Annotated in this window: 23 protein-coding genes; 12 read left to right on the forward strand and 11 right to left on the reverse strand. The window is 72.7% G+C overall.

The window, feature by feature from the left end; translation table 11 throughout:
* The first annotated feature begins 42 nt into the window (after positions 1–42).
* From OHQ87_RS09675 to OHQ87_RS09685, 3 genes are read left to right on the forward strand one after another with little or no spacing between them, the layout of a single operon-like run.
* On the forward strand, positions 43–810 hold the full coding sequence (locus OHQ87_RS09675) for a glycerophosphodiester phosphodiesterase (protein WP_328347034.1): 768 nt from the start codon (positions 43–45) through the stop codon (positions 808–810).
* Positions 811–825: 15 nt separating this feature from the next.
* Positions 826–2,217 carry an MFS transporter gene (locus OHQ87_RS09680; protein WP_328347036.1) on the forward strand — a complete coding sequence of 464 codons (1,392 nt, stop codon included), beginning with the start codon at positions 826–828 and terminating at the stop codon, positions 2,215–2,217.
* A 57-nt stretch (positions 2,218–2,274) separates the two neighbouring features.
* Complete coding sequence (locus OHQ87_RS09685; RefSeq protein WP_442930730.1) at positions 2,275–2,985, forward strand: thymidine kinase; 711 nt, start codon at positions 2,275–2,277, stop codon at positions 2,983–2,985.
* A 32-nt stretch (positions 2,986–3,017) separates the two neighbouring features.
* On the opposite strand, the gene OHQ87_RS09690 is transcribed toward OHQ87_RS09685, so the two are convergent.
* Positions 3,018–3,476 (reverse strand): Rv0361 family membrane protein, encoded by a 459-nt coding sequence (locus tag OHQ87_RS09690; protein ID WP_328347038.1) that lies wholly within the window; start codon positions 3,474–3,476, stop codon positions 3,018–3,020.
* Between the two features lie 111 nt (positions 3,477–3,587).
* On the opposite strand from OHQ87_RS09690, the gene OHQ87_RS09695 reads away from it, so the two are divergent.
* On the forward strand, positions 3,588–5,294 hold the full coding sequence (locus OHQ87_RS09695) for an acyl-CoA dehydrogenase family protein (protein WP_328347040.1): 1,707 nt from the start codon (positions 3,588–3,590) through the stop codon (positions 5,292–5,294).
* A gap of 77 nt (positions 5,295–5,371) precedes the next feature.
* Here the strand turns inward: OHQ87_RS09695 and OHQ87_RS09700 are convergent, their stop codons facing one another.
* The 3 genes from OHQ87_RS09700 to OHQ87_RS09710 form a co-directional block, all read right to left on the reverse strand.
* Entirely contained in the window at positions 5,372–6,370 is a 999-nt protein-coding gene (locus tag OHQ87_RS09700) for a tyrosine-type recombinase/integrase (protein WP_328347042.1), read from the reverse strand.
* Between the two features lie 115 nt (positions 6,371–6,485).
* Positions 6,486–6,908 (reverse strand): Hsp20/alpha crystallin family protein, encoded by a 423-nt coding sequence (locus tag OHQ87_RS09705; protein ID WP_328347044.1) that lies wholly within the window; start codon positions 6,906–6,908, stop codon positions 6,486–6,488.
* Between the two features lie 116 nt (positions 6,909–7,024).
* On the reverse strand, positions 7,025–7,414 hold the full coding sequence (locus tag OHQ87_RS09710) for a cupin domain-containing protein (RefSeq protein WP_328347046.1): 390 nt from the start codon (positions 7,412–7,414) through the stop codon (positions 7,025–7,027).
* Between the two features lie 102 nt (positions 7,415–7,516).
* Here OHQ87_RS09710 and OHQ87_RS09715 point away from each other — a divergent pair, with 102 nt between their 5' ends.
* Both OHQ87_RS09715 and OHQ87_RS31345 read left to right on the forward strand, forming a co-directional pair.
* Positions 7,517–8,329 (forward strand): NAD(P)H-binding protein, encoded by an 813-nt coding sequence (locus OHQ87_RS09715; protein WP_328347048.1) that lies wholly within the window; start codon positions 7,517–7,519, stop codon positions 8,327–8,329.
* Between the two features lie 273 nt (positions 8,330–8,602).
* A complete protein-coding gene (locus tag OHQ87_RS31345) occupies positions 8,603–8,914 on the forward strand; it encodes an endonuclease VII domain-containing protein (protein WP_442930731.1) in 312 nt (103 codons plus the stop codon).
* A 295-nt stretch (positions 8,915–9,209) separates the two neighbouring features.
* Here OHQ87_RS31345 and OHQ87_RS09720 read toward each other — a convergent pair whose 3' ends face one another.
* Both OHQ87_RS09720 and OHQ87_RS09725 read right to left on the reverse strand, forming a co-directional pair.
* A complete protein-coding gene (locus tag OHQ87_RS09720; RefSeq protein WP_328347050.1) occupies positions 9,210–9,773 on the reverse strand; it encodes a hypothetical protein in 564 nt (187 codons plus the stop codon).
* 153 nt (positions 9,774–9,926) lie between these two features.
* Positions 9,927–11,045, reverse strand: a complete 1,119-nt coding sequence (locus tag OHQ87_RS09725) for an FAD-dependent oxidoreductase (protein ID WP_328347052.1) — start codon at positions 11,043–11,045, stop codon at positions 9,927–9,929.
* A gap of 53 nt (positions 11,046–11,098) precedes the next feature.
* Between OHQ87_RS09725 and OHQ87_RS09730 the strand changes: the two genes are divergently transcribed.
* Positions 11,099–11,791, forward strand: a complete 693-nt coding sequence (locus tag OHQ87_RS09730; protein WP_328347055.1) for a TetR/AcrR family transcriptional regulator — start codon at positions 11,099–11,101, stop codon at positions 11,789–11,791.
* 165 nt (positions 11,792–11,956) lie between these two features.
* On the opposite strand, the gene OHQ87_RS09735 is transcribed toward OHQ87_RS09730, so the two are convergent.
* Positions 11,957–12,736: an endonuclease/exonuclease/phosphatase family protein gene (locus OHQ87_RS09735; protein WP_328347057.1), complete on the reverse strand. Its 780-nt coding sequence runs from the start codon at positions 12,734–12,736 to the stop codon at positions 11,957–11,959.
* A 189-nt stretch (positions 12,737–12,925) separates the two neighbouring features.
* On the opposite strand from OHQ87_RS09735, the gene OHQ87_RS09740 reads away from it, so the two are divergent.
* Positions 12,926–13,684 (forward strand): TSUP family transporter, encoded by a 759-nt coding sequence (locus OHQ87_RS09740; protein ID WP_328347058.1) that lies wholly within the window; start codon positions 12,926–12,928, stop codon positions 13,682–13,684.
* Between the two features lie 35 nt (positions 13,685–13,719).
* Here OHQ87_RS09740 and OHQ87_RS09745 read toward each other — a convergent pair whose 3' ends face one another.
* Complete coding sequence (locus tag OHQ87_RS09745) at positions 13,720–14,334, reverse strand: malonic semialdehyde reductase (RefSeq protein WP_328347060.1); 615 nt, start codon at positions 14,332–14,334, stop codon at positions 13,720–13,722.
* A 97-nt stretch (positions 14,335–14,431) separates the two neighbouring features.
* On the opposite strand from OHQ87_RS09745, the gene OHQ87_RS09750 reads away from it, so the two are divergent.
* Genes OHQ87_RS09750 through OHQ87_RS09760 form a run of 3 tightly spaced genes read left to right on the forward strand, consistent with a single transcriptional unit; the run spans position 14,432 to position 15,171 of the window.
* Entirely contained in the window at positions 14,432–14,779 is a 348-nt protein-coding gene (locus OHQ87_RS09750; RefSeq protein WP_328347062.1) for a winged helix-turn-helix transcriptional regulator, read from the forward strand.
* A 3-nt stretch (positions 14,780–14,782) separates the two neighbouring features.
* The gene (locus OHQ87_RS09755; protein ID WP_328347064.1) at positions 14,783–15,061 is read left to right on the forward strand and encodes a hypothetical protein; all 279 of its coding nucleotides are present in this window, start codon (positions 14,783–14,785) and stop codon (positions 15,059–15,061) included.
* Positions 15,058–15,171, forward strand: a complete 114-nt coding sequence (locus tag OHQ87_RS09760; protein ID WP_328347066.1) for a hypothetical protein — start codon at positions 15,058–15,060, stop codon at positions 15,169–15,171. The genes OHQ87_RS09755 and OHQ87_RS09760 overlap by 4 nt, the downstream gene beginning before the upstream one ends.
* A gap of 11 nt (positions 15,172–15,182) precedes the next feature.
* Here OHQ87_RS09760 and def read toward each other — a convergent pair whose 3' ends face one another.
* From def to OHQ87_RS09775, 3 genes are read right to left on the reverse strand one after another with little or no spacing between them, the layout of a single operon-like run.
* Positions 15,183–15,692, reverse strand: a complete 510-nt coding sequence (gene def, locus OHQ87_RS09765; RefSeq protein WP_328347068.1) for a peptide deformylase — start codon at positions 15,690–15,692, stop codon at positions 15,183–15,185.
* A gap of 10 nt (positions 15,693–15,702) precedes the next feature.
* Positions 15,703–16,491 carry a TetR/AcrR family transcriptional regulator gene (locus tag OHQ87_RS09770; RefSeq protein WP_328347070.1) on the reverse strand — a complete coding sequence of 263 codons (789 nt, stop codon included), beginning with the start codon at positions 16,489–16,491 and terminating at the stop codon, positions 15,703–15,705.
* 37 nt (positions 16,492–16,528) lie between these two features.
* Positions 16,529–17,719: a chorismate-binding protein gene (locus tag OHQ87_RS09775; RefSeq protein WP_328347072.1), complete on the reverse strand. Its 1,191-nt coding sequence runs from the start codon at positions 17,717–17,719 to the stop codon at positions 16,529–16,531.
* A gap of 123 nt (positions 17,720–17,842) precedes the next feature.
* On the opposite strand from OHQ87_RS09775, the gene OHQ87_RS09780 reads away from it, so the two are divergent.
* The gene (locus tag OHQ87_RS09780; protein ID WP_067311530.1) at positions 17,843–18,043 is read left to right on the forward strand and encodes a DUF5999 family protein; all 201 of its coding nucleotides are present in this window, start codon (positions 17,843–17,845) and stop codon (positions 18,041–18,043) included.
* The last annotated feature ends 86 nt before the right edge of the window (positions 18,044–18,129 follow it).

Genomic DNA, 18,129 nt, shown 5'->3' on the forward strand with positions numbered 1-18,129 from the left:
TCGGCCACCCGCCGGTCACCGGGGGCGGGCATACTGCGCTGCGTGCCGACCGGTTCCGGTTACCTGGACGCCCCCGCCCCGCTGGCCTTCGCCCACCGCGGTGGCGCCGCCGACGGCGACGAGAACACCGTCGCCGCGTTCACCCGGGCCGTCGACCTGGGTTACCGGTACGTGGAGACCGACGTGCACGGCACCGCCGACGGGGTGTGTGTGGTCTTCCACGACGCCACCCTGCACAGGGTCACCGGTGAGCGGGGGCGCATCGCCGACCTGCGCTGGGCCGACCTGGCATCGGTGAGGGTCGGCGGCGCCGCGGTGGTGCCCCGGCTCGACGAGGTGCTGGCCGGTTGGCCGCAGGTCCGGTTCAACATCGACGTGAAGGCCGACGGGGCGGTCACCCCGGCGGTCGAGTCGGTGACCCGGGCCGGCGCGGCTGACCGGGTGCTCCTGGCGTCGTTCAGCGACGCCCGGCTGACCCGGCTGCGGGCGGCCACCGGCGGCCGGGTGGCCACCGGGCTGGGCATGCGCGGGGTGGCCCGGCTGTGGTGGGCGTCGCGGCACGGCCGACCGGTGCGGTTGCCACCGTCGGTGGTGGCCGCGCAGGTGCCGCCCCGCTACGGGCGGGTGCCGGTGGTCGACCACCGGTTCCTGGCCTACTGCCACCGGTCGGGGTTGCAGGTGCACGTCTGGACGATCGACGAACCTGCCCAGATGCACGACTTACTGGATCGTGGTGTGGATGGCATCATGACCGATCACGTCGACGTGCTGCGCGACGTCTACCGCAGCCGCGGCCACTGGGCCGCCTGAACACCGAGGACCGCGATGGCCGAGCCGGTCACCACCCCCACCGTCGCCGACGCCCCGGCGAGCACCCGCCGGGAACGGCGGGGCTGGTACCTGTACGACTGGGCCAACTCGGCCTTCCAGACCACCGTCATCACGGTGTTCCTCGGCCCGTTCCTCACCACCGTCACCGAGTTGGCGGCCGGCTGTGAACTCGGCGCGGACAGCTGCGACGGGTACGTGCACCCGCTGGGCATCCGGGTCGCCGCCGGGTCGTACTACCCGTACCTGATCTCGTTGTCGGTGTTCCTGACGGTGTTCGTGCTGCCGGTGGTGGGGGCGGTCGCCGACCGGACGGTGCACAAGAAGCGGTTGCTGGCCGGGGCGGCGTTCACCGGGGCGGGGGCGACCATCGCGATGGCATTGGTGACCGGGGAGCGGTACCTGCTCGGCGGGGCGTTGTTCCTGGTCGCCAACATCGCCTTCGGGGCGGCGGTGGTGGTGTACAACTCGTTCCTGCCGCAGCTGGCCGGTCCCGACGAACGCGACGCCGTGTCCAGCCGCGGCTGGGCCATCGGCTACCTCGGTGGTGGGCTGCTGCTGGCGTTGAACCTGGTGGCGGTCACGCTGCTCAGCGAGGACGACAACCCGCAGCGCACCCTGGACCTGGCCCGCTGGTCGATCGTGTCGGCCGGGGTGTGGTGGGCGGTGTTCACCCTGGTGCCGTTGCGGTGGTTGCGGGAGCATCCCACCGCCGAGGCGTTGCGCGGCGGCGGTCGTAACGTGGTCACCGACGGGTTCCGGCAGTTGGGCCGGACCCTGCGGGAGATCAAGGCGTATCCGTTGACGTTGTTCTTCCTGCTGGCGTTCCTGGTCTACAACGACGGCATCCAGACGGTGATCACCCTGGCCAGCCAGTACGGCACCGAGGAGCTGCGGTTGGGGCAGAGCACCCTGATCGTGACGATCCTGCTGGTGCAGTTCCTCGCCTTCGGTGGCGCGTTGGGGTTGGGGGCGTTGGCCCGGCGCATCGGCGCGTGGAAGACGGTGCTGCTGTCGCTGGTGCTGTGGACCGGGGTGATCCTCGGCGCGTTCCGGTTACCCGCCGAGGCACCGGTGCCGTTCATGGTCCTCGGTGCGGCGATCGGTCTGGTCCTCGGTGGCAGCCAGGCGTTGAGCCGGTCGTTGTTCAGCCAGCTCATCCCCGCCGGCCGGGAAGGCGAGTACTACGGCTTCTACGAGATCAGCGACAAGGGCACCAGTTGGCTCGGCCCGCTGGCCTTCGGGTTGGTGTTCCAGCTCACCTCCTCCTACCGGGTGGGTCTGGTGTCGCTGCTGATCTTCTTCGTGGTCGGGTTCGCGCTGCTGGCCGCCGTGCCGATGCGTAAGGCCATCCTCGCCGCCGGGAACACCCCGCCCCGGGTGCTCTGACCGGCGGGCAACCCAGCAATCCCAACGGCGTGTGTCGATGGGCTAGGCTGCCCCGACGTGACCGACGACGCCATCCCCTCCTGCCTGGCCCGCCCGCTCCCGGGCCCGGACGACGGGCGCACCGGCTGCGCCGCCGCCCGGGGCGTCGACGGTCGACCGTTGCACGCCGCCGCGTTGAAGTTCTTCTGGGGGCCGATGGACTGCGGGAAGTCCACCATGGCGTTGCAGATGAACTACAACCATGCCCGGCAGGGCCGCCGGGGACTGGTCACCACCCGCATCGACAGGTCGTTGGGGCCGCAGGTGACCACCCGCATCGGGCTGGCCCACTCGGCCGTCGAGGTGACCGACGGGTTGGACCTGCGCACCCTGGTCCGCGACACCTGGGCCGAGGGGGTGCGCATCGACTACCTGATCTGCGACGAGGCGTCGTTCTACGACGTGGCGCACGTCGAACAGATGGCCGAGCTGGTCGACGGCTACGACGTCGACGTGTACGCCTTCGGCCTGGCCACCGACTTCCGGTCCTGCCTGTTCCCGGCCGCCCGGCGGCTGTTCGAACTGGCCGACGAGGTGGCCCGCATCCAGGTGGAGGTGCTGTGCTGGTGCGGCCGGGAAGGGCTGCTCAACGCCCGGGTCGTCGACGGGCGGGTGGTCCGCGAGGGCGCCCAGGTCGTCATCGGCGACACCGTGGACACCGCCGAGGTGCGCTACCAGGTGCTGTGCCGGCGGCACTACCGCTCGGGGGACCTCGGCCCGCGTACCTGAGGGAGGACCCTCGCCCCGCGACGGGCCGGCGGTCAGTACGGGTCGCCGCAGACCCGCCACTTCCCGTCCTCCTTGACCACCGGCAGCCGGCGCTGTTCGTCGGCCCCGCCGTCGCGGGTGACCCGGACGGTCACCTCACCGGCGGGCCGGCCCGCCCTGGTGCGCACCGACACGTCGAGGATCTCGTAGCCGGTGACCACCGGCGGGGTGCGGACCCAACCGGCGAAACCCACCTCGCTCCACCGGCTGCGGGTCTGCGCGCACAGCCGCCGGTAGGCCGGGTCGACCTGTCCGCCGGACAGCTCCCGGAAGAACCCGTCGGCGGTGTCCCGCACCGGGCCGGAGGCACCCATGACGACCTGCATGTTCCACAGGCCCAACCCGGCCACCCCGACCAGACACAGGCCGACGGCGAGACCACCCAGGAACAGCCCGGTGCGCACCGGGCGGTGCCGCCGCGCCGGCCTGGTCCACACCTGGTCCACACCCATCACCTGCGACGGTATGCGGCCGGGGAGGTGCCGCGCAGGCGCTTCGACCCCTGTCGCGCCGCCGCGCCGATCGTCTACCGTCGGCGGACACCCCTGGCGAAGGAGCGACGGATGAGCCGTTTCGTGCAGCCGGTACCGGCCGTCGAGGACCCGTACACCGGTGATCCGCTGCTACGGTCCTGGCTCACCCGGCACCTCGGGCCGGCCGGGCACGCCGCCGCGCAGGGGCGGCTGGCCGACCTGGCCGCCGACGTCGTCGGGCCGCTGCGCGCCGCGCACGCCGACGCCGAGGCCCACCCGCCGACGCTGGTCCGCTACGACCCGTGGGGTGCCCGCGTCGACCGGGTCGACACCAGCGCCGGGTGGCAGGCGCAACGGGCCGCCGCCGCCCGGCACGCCGTGGTCGCGCTGCCCTACCTGGAGTCGGCGCGCGGCACGTGGGGGGCCGCCGCCCGCGTCGTCCAGCACGCCCTGCTGCACCTGTACGGGCCGGAGTCGGCGACCTTCTCCTGCCCGGTGGCGATGGCCGACGGCGCGGCCGCGCTGCTCAGCAGCCCCGGGGTCGACGCGGGAGTACGCGACGCGTGGCTGCCCCGGCTGATCTCCACCGACCCGGACACGGCGGTCGTCAGCGGGCAGTGGATGACTGAGTCGCAGGGCGGCTCGGACCTGTCCCGCACCACCACGGTCGGGCGGCCCGCCGCCGACGGGTCGTGGCGGTTGACCGGGGAGAAGTGGTTCTGCTCGGCCGCCGACGCGGCGGTGGCGGTGGCGTTGGCCCGGCCCGAGGGCGCCGGCCGGGGCAGCCGGGTCCTCGCCCCGTTCCTGGTGCCCCGGTACGCCACCGACTCACCGCTGGCCGGGGCGGACGCCGCGCCGGGCTCTCCCGCCCCCGGGATCACGGTGCACCGGCTCAAGGACAAGCTGGGCACCCGGGCGCTGCCGACCGCCGAGATCGGGCTGCGCGACGCGTACGCGTCGCCGTTGGGTGACCCGGCGGTGCCGGGGCTGGCGCGGGCGATGACCCTGGTGGTGGTGACCCGGGTGCACAACGCCTCGGCCGCCGCGTCGGGAATGCGCCGTGGCCTGGCCTACGCCCGGGCCTACGCGGGCAGCCGGCACGTCGCGGGCGGGCCGCTGGCCGACGATCCGCTGCACCGGGCCACCCTGGGGGCCTTGGCGGTCGACGCGGCGGGCGCGTTCGTCCTGGCCGGTCACGCGTTCGCGTTGCTCGGGCGGGCGGAGGTGGGCGCCGACCCGCAGGCCGCCGCGGAGCTGCGGGTGGTGGCGCCGTTGGCGAAGCTGGCCACCGGCCGGTGGGCGGTGGCCTCGGCCGCGGAGTACGTGGAGGCGTTCGGCGGGGCCGGTTACGTCGAGGACACCGGGGTGCCGAGGTTGCTGCGCGACGCGCAGGTGCTGCCGATCTGGGAGGGCACCACCAACGTGTTGGCGGTGGACGTGCTGCGCGCGGTTACCCGGGAGGACGCCGGCACCCCGCTGCTGCGTCGGCTGGCCGGGGCGGTGGACCTGGCCAGGCCGTTGGCGCCGGCCCTGGCCGACACCCTCGCCGAGGTGGTGCGGGAGCTGCAGGTCACCCTCGCCGAGGTGACCGCCGACCCGGGCGCGGTGCCGGTACGGGCCGGCGCGCGGGCGGTGGCGCTGCGGATGGCGTACGCGTTGACCACGGCGCTGCTGGTCGAGCAGGCCGCGTGGGGTGACCAGCAGGCCGAGGTGGCCGCCCGGTTGTGGGCCCGACGGTGGCTGCGGCACGAGGACGTCTCCGCCGACGCCCACCACCACCTGGACCTGCTCGGCTGAGACACCCGCCCGATGTGGCCGGACGAGGGCCGGGCTCCCCCGCAGCGGGCGCTCACCGGGGTCGACGGGTCCTTCTCTCAGCCCCGCCGTCGCGCCCGGGCCGCCCAGATGACGTATGCCGGGTCCCGGTCGAGGTTGTGCCGGTCCCGGTCGTAGCGGCGGGTGGTCCGCGGATCGGCGTGACCCATCGCGTCCTGGACGTCCTCCAGCGGCACCCCCTCCTCGCGGGCGGTGGTGGCGAAGGCGTGCCGCAGCGAGTGCGGGGACAGCTTCGCCGCCGCCGCGATGCCGGCGGTGGCGGCCAACCGGCGCACCAACCGGAACACCGAGTGCCGGTCGAGGCGGCCACCGGTGGTGGTGGCCAGCAGCGGTCCGGTCAACGCGTCCACACTCACCCCCGCCGCAGCGGCCCGGTCGGCCAGGTAGGCGTCCACGGCGTACGCGGTACCCGGGGTGAGTGCCCGGCGGCGTGGCTTGCCGCCCTTGCCGACGAAGCGGACGCTGCGGTGCCCCCGTTCGGCCCCGAGGTCGGCGAGGTCGAGCGAGACCAGCTCACCGACGCGCAGCCCGAGGTCGGCCAGCAGGGCGACGGCGGCCCGGTTGCGGGCGGCCGTCGGGCCGGTGTCGGCGTCGGCGGCGGCCAGCAGTGCGTCGACCTCCTGCGGGCTGAGCCCGACGGTGGCCGAGTGGTCCCGGTCGACGCGTGGGCGGTCGGCGCCGGAGACCGGGTTGGCGTCCACCGCACGCAGCTTGACCAGGAACTCGTACCAGCTGGACAGGGCGGACAGTTTCCGGGCCACGGTGGCGGGGGTCAGTGGCCGACCGCTGCGTGCCGCCGGGGTGGCCTCCAACTGCCGGGCGTAGGCGTTGACGTCGAGGAAGTTGGCCCGCAGCGGATCCAGGTCACCGGCGGCGCACCAGGTGAGCCAGCCGGCGATGTCGCGCCGGTAGGCGTCGCGGGTGTGCGCCGACAGCCTCCGGTTGCGCAGCCACGCCTCGGTGAAGTCGACAGGTGTGCCGGACAGGGCCGGGCGGGTCGAGGTGTGGGGCAGCACGGGGACGTCGGGGCGCGGCATGTGAAAAAGGCTCTCAGCCTCGGTGGGGAATCGTGGTGAGGCGCGCCCGACCGGATCACCCGAAGTCGTCCGCCCGGTGGGGGCCGGTGCGGCCCCCACCGTGTTGGTGCGCAGGTCAGGCGGTGAGCTGCCGGCGCCCATCGCCGGCGGTGACGGGCACCCGGCGTGGCTTGGCGCGCTCCGCGATCGGGATGCGCAAGGTCAGCACACCGTGCTCGTACGCCGCCTCCAGGCGGTCGGTGTCGAGGGTGTCGCCGAGGAAGAGCTGCCGGGAGAAGGTGCCCATCGGCCGCTCGGCGGCGACCAGTTCGACGGATTCGGTGGTGGGACGGCGGCGCTGCGCGCGGACGGTCAGCACGTTGCGTTCCACCGTGCAGTCGATGCTGTCGGGGTCCACGCCGGGCAGGTCGAACGCGGCGTGGAAGTGGTCGCCGTCGCGCCAGGCGTCCAGGTGCATCACGGCGGGTCGGCTGGTGGTGCCCAGCAGCTGCTCGGCGAGCCGGTCGATCTCCCGGAACGGGTCGGTACGCATCAGCATGGTCGTGCCTCCTCGGTTTCCTCGGGCCGAAGGTCCTTGAGTTGAGTCGGGTGGGCTCAACTCGTACTTCAGTATTTACCGCGTTGCGGCCCGCTCGTCAACCCGACGGGTGAGGCTCAGAGGGGGTGGCCGGTGGTGGCGTCCACGTGGGCGGGCACCTCGTCGTGCCGGTCCCCCACGCTGGACGTCCCCGACGGCTCGAACAGCAGGATCGACGCCCCGGCGGGGGCGGACGGTCGGTGCGCCACCCCGCGCGGCACCACGTACACCGCGCCCCGGGGCAGCACCACCGTGCGCTCGCCGGCGTCGTCGCGCAGGGCGATGCGCAGCTCACCATCGAGGACCAGGAAAAACTCGTCGGTGTGGTCGTGGGTGTGCCACACGTGCTCGCCGGCCACCTTCGCCACCCGGACGTCGTAGTCGTTGACCCGGGTGACGATGTGTGGGCTCCACAGCTGGTCGAAGGAGGCCAGCGCGGTCGTCAGGTCGATCGGCTCGTCGCTCATCGCACCATCGTGGCACCGCCGGCCGCCGGGCACCGCCCCGCGTCGGGCGACGGTCGGCGAAACCCGGTTGTCCGCGACCGGATCGCCGGCCAGGGTGTGCCCATGCCCCACGAACTGTTCGCCGTCACCGCGGCCACCGGCGCCCTCGGCCGCCTAGCCGTCGCACACCTGCGTGACCGGGTACGGCCCGACCGGATCGTGGCCGTCGCCCGCGAGCCCGGCCGCGCCCGGGACCTGGGAGTCGCCGTACGCCCCGGCGACTACGACGCTCCCGACACGTTGGTCAGCGCCTTCGCCGGGGTCACCGGGCTGATCTTCGTCTCGTCCCCCGAACTCGACCCCGCCCGCCGTACCGCACAGCATCGTGCCGTCGTGGCGGCGGCGCTGCGCGCCGGGGTCACCGACGTGGTCTACACCAGCTTCCACCCGGTCGAGGGTCTCTTCGACGCCCACCGGGCCACCGAAGAGGCGCTCGTGGCGGCAGGGCTGGCCCACACGGTGCTGCGCAACCCGTTCTACACCGAGCCGTTGGTCGACGCGGCGGTCGGGGTCGACGTGCTGGTGCACGCCACCGACGGCCGGGGTCTGAACACCGCCGCCCGGGCGGACCTGGCCGAGGCCGCCGTCGCCGCCCTGCTGCGGGCCGACACCCGGGGCCGGACGTTCACCCTCACCGGGCCAGCGTGGACGTATCCGCAGCTGGCCGCTGCCCTCGGTGTCCCGGCCCGGTCCGGCGAGGTCGCCGGGGCGATGGGTTGGCTGCACGCCCTGGCCTGCGCCGGTGTCCTGGAAGTGTCGACCGGGGATCTGCGGGAACTGCTCGACCACGCACCCACAGGCATCGTCGACCAGCTACCGAGCACCGGTCCCAAGCCTGGAGGCACCAGCGGGTCACGAGGCCTCAACGCAGGCTAGGAATAATCCTCACCGCACCATGCGTGGCGCGTTACTCGACGAGGCCCGGCAGGGCCCAGGCCTTCCTGAACAGGAGGATTTGTCACTACCGGCGACTACATTGCGCACGTGTCAGAAAGCAGAGTGTGCAAGCGGTGCCGGAAGTCGCGGAGTGTCAACGCCTTCATCGGAACATCAGGATGCCCCACCATCTGCTGCTCGACTTGCCTGCAGCGAGGCCGCGACATGAACCGCGCCACTCGCCAGAGGCTTGGACCGGCGGCGGTGCGGGCGATGAACCTCCGCACGAAGTACGGCATCACAGAGCAGGAGTACGACGCGCGACGCGCCGCCCAAGACCACCGCTGTGCCATTTGCGGCACTCACGAGCGCGACATTCCCTCCCACCCCGTCGGTCGCCCCCGGTTGGACGGAACGCCCACGGCTGATGCCGCGCGTCTCGTGGTGGACCACTGCCACGAGACCAAGCGGGTGCGAGGACTGCTCTGCGTGGGCTGCAATGCCGCGCTTGGCCACTTCAGGGACTCTCCCCAGTCGCTGCGTGCCGCGTTGCGCTATCTGGAACAGCCGGCAACAGACGGGTAATTCCTACATGGATGTAGGAAAATAACAGAACAGACATTATGGTGTCTGGTCGATCTGCCCCATATGCACTACTGGTTTAGCGAATTACTGGTAATAGTTATTCGATAATACGGGCGGGTGTGGTCGAGGGTGGAGGCCGACGACGAGCGAGGGCTGATGGCGGGCGCGCGTGGGGCCACGAGGCCGCTCCGCAGCCAAGGGGCATGCGCGGGTGCGGGCGGCGTGAAGTCAGGTCGTGTGGCGGAGGATCAAACCGGCGATCCGCTCGGTGAGCCCCGGCGAGAAGACCGGATTGTCAGCCTGCGGTAGCGAGTACCGCGGGGCTGCCCTGCACCACCCGCAGGTCCATGCGCGGGTAGCGGGCGCTGATCTTGCCTGCGTCGCGCTTCGGGTTGTTGATGCCGACCGCCACGTACTGGCCGGGCTCCGCGCCGACGCTGTGCAGCTGAATGCCTCGCCCCTGCCAGTAGGTGAAGTCGTCGCTGATCTGCTCGACCCACGCGTCGAGGGTCCGCTTGGAGTACCTGGCGTCGGTGAACTGCACTGTCACGGTGGGCACCACCGCTCGGACGGCGGCGTCGAATCCGGGGGTGGGGATGCGCTGTACCAGCAGGAGCTGGGCGGGCATGTCGAGGGCCACTCCGGCGTAGGCGTCGGGCCAGCGCGACGGGGCCGTTTCGTCCACGGTCGTTGCGGCGTCCCCCAGTTCCTGTTGGCGTGGCCATTCGGACTGCCCGGGGTTGGGTGTGGTGCTCGCGGGTGGGAGCTGAGGGGGTGTCGTTGGCGCGGCTGTGGCGGCGGTGCACGCGCTGAGGGCCAGCAGCGGCGGCGCCAGCAGCGTGGTCAAGTGTCGGGGCATGGGTCAGACCTTCCTCGCAGCGGCTACCGAGAAGCCGCTAATAGGGCGTTAGGGATTTAGCGAGCCGGTCGGGGGTGGGACGTACTCCCGCCCCCGACCGGTTTCCCGAGTCCCCCGAACGAGGTCAGCGTGCGGCTTCTCGTTGCCCGGCGGTCAGGACGGTTGGACCTGGTCGAAGAGGGCGACCGCTTCGGCGGGGTCCGGGCTCACTAGGCGTTCCAGACCAGCCGTCGTCATCGCCGCCCACCTGTTGGCCCGCGCCCACATCCGTTCCTCGAAGGCCCGGACGGCCTCGTCAAGATCCTCCGGGCCGACGGCGACGGACTCCGCGAGCTCGGCGCCGTCCAGCATCGCGAGGTTCGCGCCGGCCCCCAACGGTGGCATCAGATGGGCGGCATCACCCAGCAGCGTCACCCCGGCGACGTGGGCCCACGTGTGGGACACGGGCAGGACGTAGCAGGGGCGGTGGACGAAAGCGGTGCCGTGGCCGAGCAGGTCGAGCACGGAAGCGGCCCAGCCGTCGAACAGCGCCAGCAGACCCGACCGCGTGGCCTCGACGTCGGCCAGGTCCAGCTCCGTGTGCCAGTCCGACGGGGCGCGGAAGGTGGCGTACACCTTGACGTGACCGCCGCTGTTGCGTTGGGCGACCAGGGACCGGTTCACGCCGTACACGGCGAGTGCACCGTCGCCGATCAACCGGGCGAGGTCGGGGTGGCGGGTGTCGACGTCGTCCAGGGAGGTCTCGACCGAGGTGACGCCCGTGTAGTGCGGCGTCACCGACGACACCGCCGGGCGGACCCGGGACCAGGCTCCGTCCGCGCCCACCACCAGATCGAACGTCTCCTGCTGTCCGTCTGCGAAATGCACCACTGGCCCCTGCCCGGTGCTCGGCATCACCTGGGTCACCTTCCGTCCCCACCGGACGTCGAGACCGCCGAGCAGCAGGTCACGCAGTTGCCCACGGTCGATCTCGGGATTGGCCCGTTCGTCCGATCGTGGTCGCCAGTCCCGAAGGACGGTCCCGGTCGGGTCCAGGATGCGCATGGCCTGACCCTCGGGACGGGACAGCGCCTGGAAATCGGTCAGCAGCCCCGCCTTGTCCAGCGCCAGCTGGCCCAGTTCCTCGTGCAGGTCGAGGCTCCCGCCCGGAGGGCGGGCGTCGGGTCCGGGATCGCGTTCGAGCACCGCGACCGGGTAGCCGTGGCGGTGCAGGACCCGGGCGAAGGTAAGGCCAGCCGGGCCGCCCCCGACCACCGCAATACGATGTCTCATAGGAATACACTGTATCGAGCTCCTACAATGCTGTGCAACAGCAGGGAGTGACCATGACCGTGTGGGACCGACCGGAGCCGCCCAGGTCTCCGACGCCGCTCGACCGGCAGCGGATCGTCGCCGCCGCCATCGCCCTGGCCGACGAGGGCGGGCTGGCGGCGGTGTCGGTGCGCAAGGTCGCCGCCCGGCTGGACGCCGGCCCGATGCGGCTGTACGGATTCATCTCCACCAAGGACGACCTGCTCGACCTGATGGTGGACGAGGTCCACGCCGAGATCCTTCCCGAGCAGCAGCCGGGCGACTGGCGGGAGGCACTGCGTATGCACGCCGACCGCACCAGGCAGGCGGCGCTGCGGCACGAATGGTTGGCCGACCTGCTCGGCGGCCGCCCGACCCTCGGCCCGAACGGCCTCGCCGTGACCGAGGCCAAGCTGGCCGCCCTCGACGGCCTCGCCGACATCGACACCGTGATGCGCGCCGTCGCGACGGTCAGCGCCTACGTCACCGGCGCGATCAGACGCGAGGTCGCGGACCTGCGGGCCGAACGCGCCACCGGTCTGTCCAAGCGCGACTGGCAGCGCGCTTGGGGCCCGCACCTGACCGGAATGTTGGCCACCGGCCGCTTCCCGGCACTGAGCAGGGCCGTGCACGACGCCATGGACGTCGATGCCGAGACGTCCTTCGCGGCCGGCCTGGAATGGGTCCTCGACGCCGTGGCCGCCAAACTCCCCCGCGCGTCGACCTGACGCCCGCTTCTGCCGCAGGTGAGCGAGATCGGGGTCGGGGGCCTCCAGGGCGACGTTCGTCAGGGGTACCGTGCCCGTGTCCGTCGCGTGCCCACCACGGACAGGTCGGTGGCGATGGGCGTTTCCGTGACGCGGGCGCCGCAGCGAACTGCCGGGCGGCGGCAGTCAGCCGAGGTCGACGACCAGCGGCCGGTGGTCGGAGATCGTCGAGCGGGGGGTGTCGACGGCGGTGACCGGGGGCAGCCGGTGCAGCCCCCGGGGGTCGGCGAGGATGTGGTCGAGCTGCACCCGGGGTGCGATGGCGGGGTAGGTGGGGCGGCGGGCGAGGGGTCGCCAACCGGTGAGCAGGCGGGCGGGGCCGGCGGGCAGGTTGAGGTCGCCGAGGAGGATGCGGGGACCGGGCAGGGCACGCAGGGCGCGCACGACGCGGCGCAGTTGGTATGCGTTCCAGCCGGGGACGAAGGACAGGTGGGTGGCGGCGACGGTGAGGGGGCCGTGCGGGGTGTCGAGGACGGCGGCGAGGACGACACGGGGTTCGTCGCGCAGCAGCAGCAGTCCACCGCCGGGGCCCGGTGCGTAGATCGGGGATCGTACGGGTGCGGGGGCCAGCCGGGTGACCTGCCAGGTGCGCACGGGGTGGCGGCTGATCAGGCCGATGCCGTAGCAGGGTTCGCCGTGGCCGTCGTCGTCGTGGCGCAGGGGCCGGAACTGTTCGCCTGGGGTGCCGACGACGGCGGCGGCGAAGCGGTGTTCGGGGGCACCGAGGGCGTGTGCGGCGATGCTGGTGAGGTCGTGGTGGCCGCTGCGGGACTGGTCGCGGTCGACTTCCTGGAGGGCGAGGACGTCGGCGTCGAGGGCGTGGACGGCGGCGGTGAGCCGGTCGGGGTCGACGAGCCCGTCGGTCAGGGAGCGGCCGTGCAGCAGGTTGAAGGTCGCCAGGCGCACCTGTGCACCCTACGTCCGTGGCACAGTTACCGGATGATCAAGTTGCTGTGTTGTTCGGTGCTGGTGTTCGTGGCGCTGGGTGCGGTGGGGGTGTGGATGCGTCGGCGGCGGGGGCGGTGAGCTGGGCCACTTCGGTGGCCGGGTGGGCGGGTGGGGTGGGCAGAATTGCCGCCCGTGGATCCTGTGTCGTTGACGACCCTGTTGATTGCGGCCGCCCTGGCTGGTGGGGTCGACGCGGTGGTGGGCGGGGGCGGGTTGTTGTTGTTGCCGGCGTTGTTGGTGGCGGCACCGGGGGTGCCGGTGGCGACGGCGTTGGGGACGAACAAGTTGGCGGCGATCGCGGGGACGTCGACGGCGGCGGTGACGTTCGCCCGGCGTACCCGGGTGGACTGGGCGGTGGCGGCTCCGGCGGCGGTGCTGGCGGTGGGTTGCGCGGGGGTGGGGGCGGCCTTGGCGGGATCGGTGCCGGCGCAGGCGTACCGGCCGGTGGTGTTGGTGGTGTTGCTGCTGGTGGCATTGTTCGTGGCGGTGCGGCCCCGGCTGGGGACGGTGGCGGTGCCGCGACGGCGGACTCCGGTGCGGGTGACGGCGGCGGTGGGGGTGACCGGCGTGGGTATCGCCCTGTACGACGGGTTGATCGGTCCCGGTACGGGGACGTTTCTGGTGCTGGCGTTCACCGTGTTGGTGGGGGCGGATTTCCTGCACGGCTCGGCGATGGCGAAGGTGGTCAACGCGGCGACGAATCTGGGGGCGTTGGCGGTGTTCGCCGCGACCGGGCACGTGTGGTGGGGGTTGGGGCTGGCGATGGCGGTGTGCAACGTGGCGGGGGCGGCGGTGGGGGCGCGGCTGGCGTTGCGCCGGGGGGCGGGGTTCGTGCGGGTGGTGTTGCTGGTGGTGGTGGCGGCGCTGGTGGTGAAGTTGGGTTACGACCAGTGGTCGGCCGGCTGAGCGTGCGGTGGCGCCCAACCGGCCCGACGGTGGGCTCAGGCGTGCCGGACGGCGGTGTCGTAGTCCAGGCGGGGCAACCGGGGGTACCAGGCGTCCGGGCCGGGGTGGCCGATGTTGACCAGGAGCAGGGACTTCCAGCTGGTGCCGGCGAAGAACTCGGCGTCGACACCGGCGGGGTCGAAGCCGCCCATGGGGCCGGCGGCGAGACCGGCGGCGCGGACGGCGAGCAGGAAGTAGCCGACCTGGAGTCCGGCGTTGAAGCGGGCCATGTTCTCCCGTCCGGTGGGGTCGGCGGCGAAGTGCTCGCGCATGCCGGGGCGGACCGGGAAGACGGTGTCGAGATGTTCGTGGAAGTCGGTGTCGGCGGCGAGGACGGCGACGACGGGGGCGGTGGTGGTCTTGGCCCGGTTGCCGTCGGCGACGTGGGTGAGTAGCCGGTCACGGCCTGGGCCGGGGCGGACGAACAGCACGCGCAGGGGTTGGACGTTCATGGCGGTGGGTGGGTACTTGGCGAGGTCGAAGATGGCCCGCAGCTGGTCGTCGCCGACGGGGGTGTCGGTGAAGGTGTTCGCGGTGCGGGCTTCGGTGAACAGCTGGGCCTGGGCGGCGGGGTCGAGGGTGATCAACTGGTCGGGCAGGACGTGGGTCATGGCTGGCCTCCGGTCGGATCGGATGTGCTGCGGCAACGATAGCAGCTAGTTTTTTCGTAGTCGCTAGGGTGAGTTGCAGACCACGTATGCTGGACAGATGACGACGTGCCCCCCTGTCGACGACGGGCCCCGCGCCTGCCCGGGGGGCCTGTCCCGCGCGTTCGCGTTCCTCGGCAAGAGATGGAACGGCATGATCCTGGGCACCCTCGCCGCCGGCCCGGCCGGCTTCGCCGAGCTGACCCGGGCGCTGCCCGGAATCAGCGAATCGGTGCTGTCGGACCGGCTGGGTGAGTTGGCCCGGGTCGACCTGGTCAGCCGCACGGTCCGGGAAGGGCCGCCGCTGGGAGTCAGCTACCAACTGACCGAACGCGGCACCGCACTGCTGCCGGCGTTGGACGCACTCGCCCGGTGGGCCGACGAGAACCTCCCCACCCGCGGTTGCTGACCGGTGCCGGTCCGCGCCGAACACGACCGTGCCGTACTGGCCGCGCTGCTGCGCCGCGATCCGGTCCTGTACGCCTACCAGTTGGGTGACCTCGACGACTTCTTCTGGCCGTACACCTCGTGGTTCCGGCGCGGAGACCAGGTCGTGCTGCTCTACCACGGGGCTGCGGAGCCGGCCCGGCTGGACGCGGTCACCGGCGCGGGTGAGGTGCTCGGCCGGTCCGACCTACCGGCGCCGTCGCCGCGCTGTGCGCCCGGCTGCGCGACAGCGTCGACCACGTGACGTTGAACGTGAAGACCGACAACGCCACGGCGCTGCGCCTCTACCGGCGGCTCGGTTTCACCCGGGTCGCCCGGTTCGGCGAGTACACGTTGACCATCGGGGCGGGCTGAGCCGCCGCCGGTCAGCGGGAGCGGCTGGGGGAGTCGAACCGGCCGGCGCGGATCTCCCGCAACGCCCGCCGCCGCACGTCACCGTGCAGGGTGTCGACGTAGAGCCGGCCGGCGAGGTGGTCGGTCTCGTGCTGCAACGCCCGGGCCAGGAATCCGCTGCCGGAGATGGTCAGCGGATCGCCGTGCCGGTCGACGCCGTGCACGGTGGCGTGCAGGGCCCGGCGGGTCGGGAAGTACAGCCCCGGGATGGACAGGCAGCCCTCGTCGTCGTCCTGGACCTCCGTCGACACCTCGATGGTGGGGTTGATCAGGTGTCCCCGGTGGCCGTCGGCGTCGTAGACGAACACCTGGGCGTCGACGCCGATCTGCGGAGCGGCGACGCCGGCCCGGCCGGGCGCACCGAGCAGGGTGTCCATCAGGTCGTCCACGAGCTGCTGCAACTCGGCGTCGAAGCGGGTCACCGGGGCACAGGCGGTGCGCAGGACGGGATCACCGATGATCCGGATGGGGCGTACGGTCATGCCCGGAAGGCTATCCGGGTGGCACCGGTGACGCTACGTCGGCGCACCGGTCGGCCACCAGGGCGGCGACGCCGTCGAGGACCCGGGCCAGACCGAACTCGAACGCCCGGGTCGGGTCGACGGCGGCCTGGTACTCCTGCCCGGCGGCGGCCCCGACCCGGGCGGCCGTCGGGAAACGGGCCGGGTCCATGACCCTCTCCAGGTACGGTGCGTGCGCCCGCCACCACTGTTCGTCGGTCAGGCCGGTGCGTCGGGTGGCCTGGGCGGCTTCGACCGCGCCGCGTACCGCGCCGTGGACGTAGGAGTCGACGAGGGCGATCACGGCGTCCATCTCCAGGTCGGTCAGGCCGACGCCCTCGACGGCGCGCAGCGCGTGGTCGTACCGGGCGGTGACCTGGGGGCCCAACGGTGGGCGGGTGGTGGCGACCTGCAACAGCCACGGGTGGCGCAGGTACAACGCCCAGGTGTCCCGGGCGAGGCGTTCCAGCCGACCCCGCCAGCCACCGGGGACGTCGGTGGGGCGGGGCGTCTCGCCGTGCACGGTGTCGAGCATGACGTCGAGCAGTTCACCCTTGCCGGGCACGTGGGTGTAGAGGGACATGGTGCCCACGCCGAGTCGTTCGGCGACCCGGCGCATGGACAGCGCGGCGAGCCCGTCGGCGTCGGCGACCTCGATGGCGGCCCGCACGATCCGGTCGACGCCGAGGTCACCGCCGCCGCGGTTGGCCCGGTCCCGGGTACGCCAGAGCAGGGCGAGGCTGCGCGCGGGGTCGCCGGTGCCGCTGTACTCGACGTGCATGCCGCCACCCTAGCCGTATGGTGTACGGCCGGTGTGTTCAGCCGGCGGCGAGCAGGGCGCGCACCGGGGCGGCCTTGGCGGCGGCCTCGGCGACCTCCGCGGCGGGATCGCTGTCCCAGGTGATGCCGCCGCCGGCCCACAGGTGCAGCCGGTCGCGGTCGGCGGCGACGGTACGGATGGTCAGACCCAGATCGAGGTGCCCGGGACCCACCCAGCCGAACGCCCCCATGCCGGCGCCCCGACCGACGGGTTCGACGGCGGCGATCAACGCCAACGCGGCGTGCTTCGGGGCACCGGTGACCGACCCCCCGGGGCAGGTGGCGCGCAGCAGGTCGGCCAGGCCCACCCCGTCGGCGAGGGCCGCGGACACGGTCGACTCGGCCTGCCACAGGTCACACCAGCGGCGTACCGCGAACAACTCGTCGACGGTCACCGAACCGGTACGGGCCACCCGGGCCAGGTCGTTGCGCTCCAGGTCGACGATCATGATGTGTTCGGCGCGTTCCTTGGCCGAAGCGAGCAGGTCACGGCGGCCGGCGGCGGTCGCCGGGCGGGTGCCCTTGATCGGTCGGGTGACGACCCGGCCGTCGTGCACCGCGACCAGGGTCTCCGGTGAGGCGCAGCCGATCGCCCAGCCGTCGCCGTGCAGGGTGCCGCCGTAGCGGGCGCCGGGCAGCCCGGCGAGGCGGGCCAGCGCGGGTCGCGGGTCGCCGCGGTATCCGGCGGCGGCGTGCCCCACCACGTTGACCTGGTAGACGTCGCCGCGGCCGATGGCGGCGCGGACGGCCCGCACCGCGTCGGCGTGCTGCCCGGCGGTCCAACTGTCCCGCCACGGCCCCATCCGCAACCCGCCTGCCGTCGGACCGGACGGGGTGGGGGTGGCGGCGTGGGCGTAGACCACCACGGCCACGTCCGGCAGGCCGGGCGTGGGGCTGACCGCGCCGACGGGTGCGCCGACCATCCGGGCGCCGGCGGCGGCGGAGACGAACACGGCGGCCCCGCAGGGACCATCGGGCCGGTGGGTCGCCGGTCGGGTCAGGTCCTCGACGGGCAACCCGTGCGCGGTGAGGAACCCGGCGGTCAGCGCGGCCGGGTCGCCACCGTCGGTGACGTGCCACTCGAACCGGTCCCGCTCCACCAGCACGCTGCGGCAGCGCACCGGTACTCCCGGTACGTCGACCGACGCCGTTGGGAGCGTTTCCACGCCGGGTGGACCATTCCCGCTCATCCGTTCAGCGGATTTCGGGGCGACATGACGGAAGGCCGCTCGATCCGACACGGCGTCCCTTGGTACTGTGCGTCACTGGTCATGTGAACCATGACACAGTGCCCCCACAGTCCGGAGAACCCGATGTGCCAGCACCAGATCACCTGCCCCTCCGCCGAAGCGACCGACCGGGACGCCGCCCGGGTCATCGCCTGCTTCCCCGAGCAGGGCTGGAGCCTGCTCTGCAACGGTGTCATCGTCTTCGAAGACACCGGTGAACTCCTTCCCGACGGCAGCACAATCGCCCCGCACCGCGGGCCGGCCCGACACGCCCTCGTCGCCTGACCCGCACCCGGGTCGCGTGACCTGCTCACCGAGCGTGGGCAGGCCCGACCAGGACACCCCAGGCTAGCCCCCGGGACAGGGGCCGC

Source organism: Micromonospora sp. NBC_00421, from assembly GCF_036017915.1.
Lineage (GTDB): Bacteria > Actinomycetota > Actinomycetes > Mycobacteriales > Micromonosporaceae > Micromonospora.

Bases quoted from the DNA above. Each gene is read 5' to 3' on its own strand.
- OHQ87_RS31345 (WP_442930731.1), top strand. From the start codon at position 8,603: ATGAACCTCCGCACGAAGTACGGCATCACAGAGCAGGAGTACGACGCG.
- OHQ87_RS09715 (WP_328347048.1), top strand. From the start codon at position 7,517: ATGCCCCACGAACTGTTCGCCGTCACCGCGGCCACCGGCGCCCTCGGC.
- OHQ87_RS09770 (WP_328347070.1), bottom strand. From the start codon at position 16,491: ATGCACGTCGAGTACAGCGGCACCGGCGACCCCGCGCGCAGCCTCGCC.
- OHQ87_RS09695 (WP_328347040.1), top strand. From the start codon at position 3,588: ATGAGCCGTTTCGTGCAGCCGGTACCGGCCGTCGAGGACCCGTACACC.
- OHQ87_RS09680 (WP_328347036.1), top strand. From the start codon at position 826: ATGGCCGAGCCGGTCACCACCCCCACCGTCGCCGACGCCCCGGCGAGC.
- OHQ87_RS09745 (WP_328347060.1), bottom strand. From the start codon at position 14,334: ATGACCCACGTCCTGCCCGACCAGTTGATCACCCTCGACCCCGCCGCC.
- OHQ87_RS09780 (WP_067311530.1), top strand. From the start codon at position 17,843: ATGTGCCAGCACCAGATCACCTGCCCCTCCGCCGAAGCGACCGACCGG.
- OHQ87_RS09725 (WP_328347052.1), bottom strand. From the start codon at position 11,045: ATGAGACATCGTATTGCGGTGGTCGGGGGCGGCCCGGCTGGCCTTACC.
- OHQ87_RS09690 (WP_328347038.1), bottom strand. From the start codon at position 3,476: ATGGGTGTGGACCAGGTGTGGACCAGGCCGGCGCGGCGGCACCGCCCG.
- OHQ87_RS09705 (WP_328347044.1), bottom strand. From the start codon at position 6,908: ATGCTGATGCGTACCGACCCGTTCCGGGAGATCGACCGGCTCGCCGAG.
- OHQ87_RS09700 (WP_328347042.1), bottom strand. From the start codon at position 6,370: ATGCCGCGCCCCGACGTCCCCGTGCTGCCCCACACCTCGACCCGCCCG.
- OHQ87_RS09775 (WP_328347072.1), bottom strand. From the start codon at position 17,719: ATGAGCGGGAATGGTCCACCCGGCGTGGAAACGCTCCCAACGGCGTCG.
- OHQ87_RS09750 (WP_328347062.1), top strand. From the start codon at position 14,432: ATGACGACGTGCCCCCCTGTCGACGACGGGCCCCGCGCCTGCCCGGGG.
- def (WP_328347068.1), bottom strand. From the start codon at position 15,692: ATGACCGTACGCCCCATCCGGATCATCGGTGATCCCGTCCTGCGCACC.
- OHQ87_RS09730 (WP_328347055.1), top strand. From the start codon at position 11,099: ATGACCGTGTGGGACCGACCGGAGCCGCCCAGGTCTCCGACGCCGCTC.
- OHQ87_RS09720 (WP_328347050.1), bottom strand. From the start codon at position 9,773: ATGCCCCGACACTTGACCACGCTGCTGGCGCCGCCGCTGCTGGCCCTC.
- OHQ87_RS09710 (WP_328347046.1), bottom strand. From the start codon at position 7,414: ATGAGCGACGAGCCGATCGACCTGACGACCGCGCTGGCCTCCTTCGAC.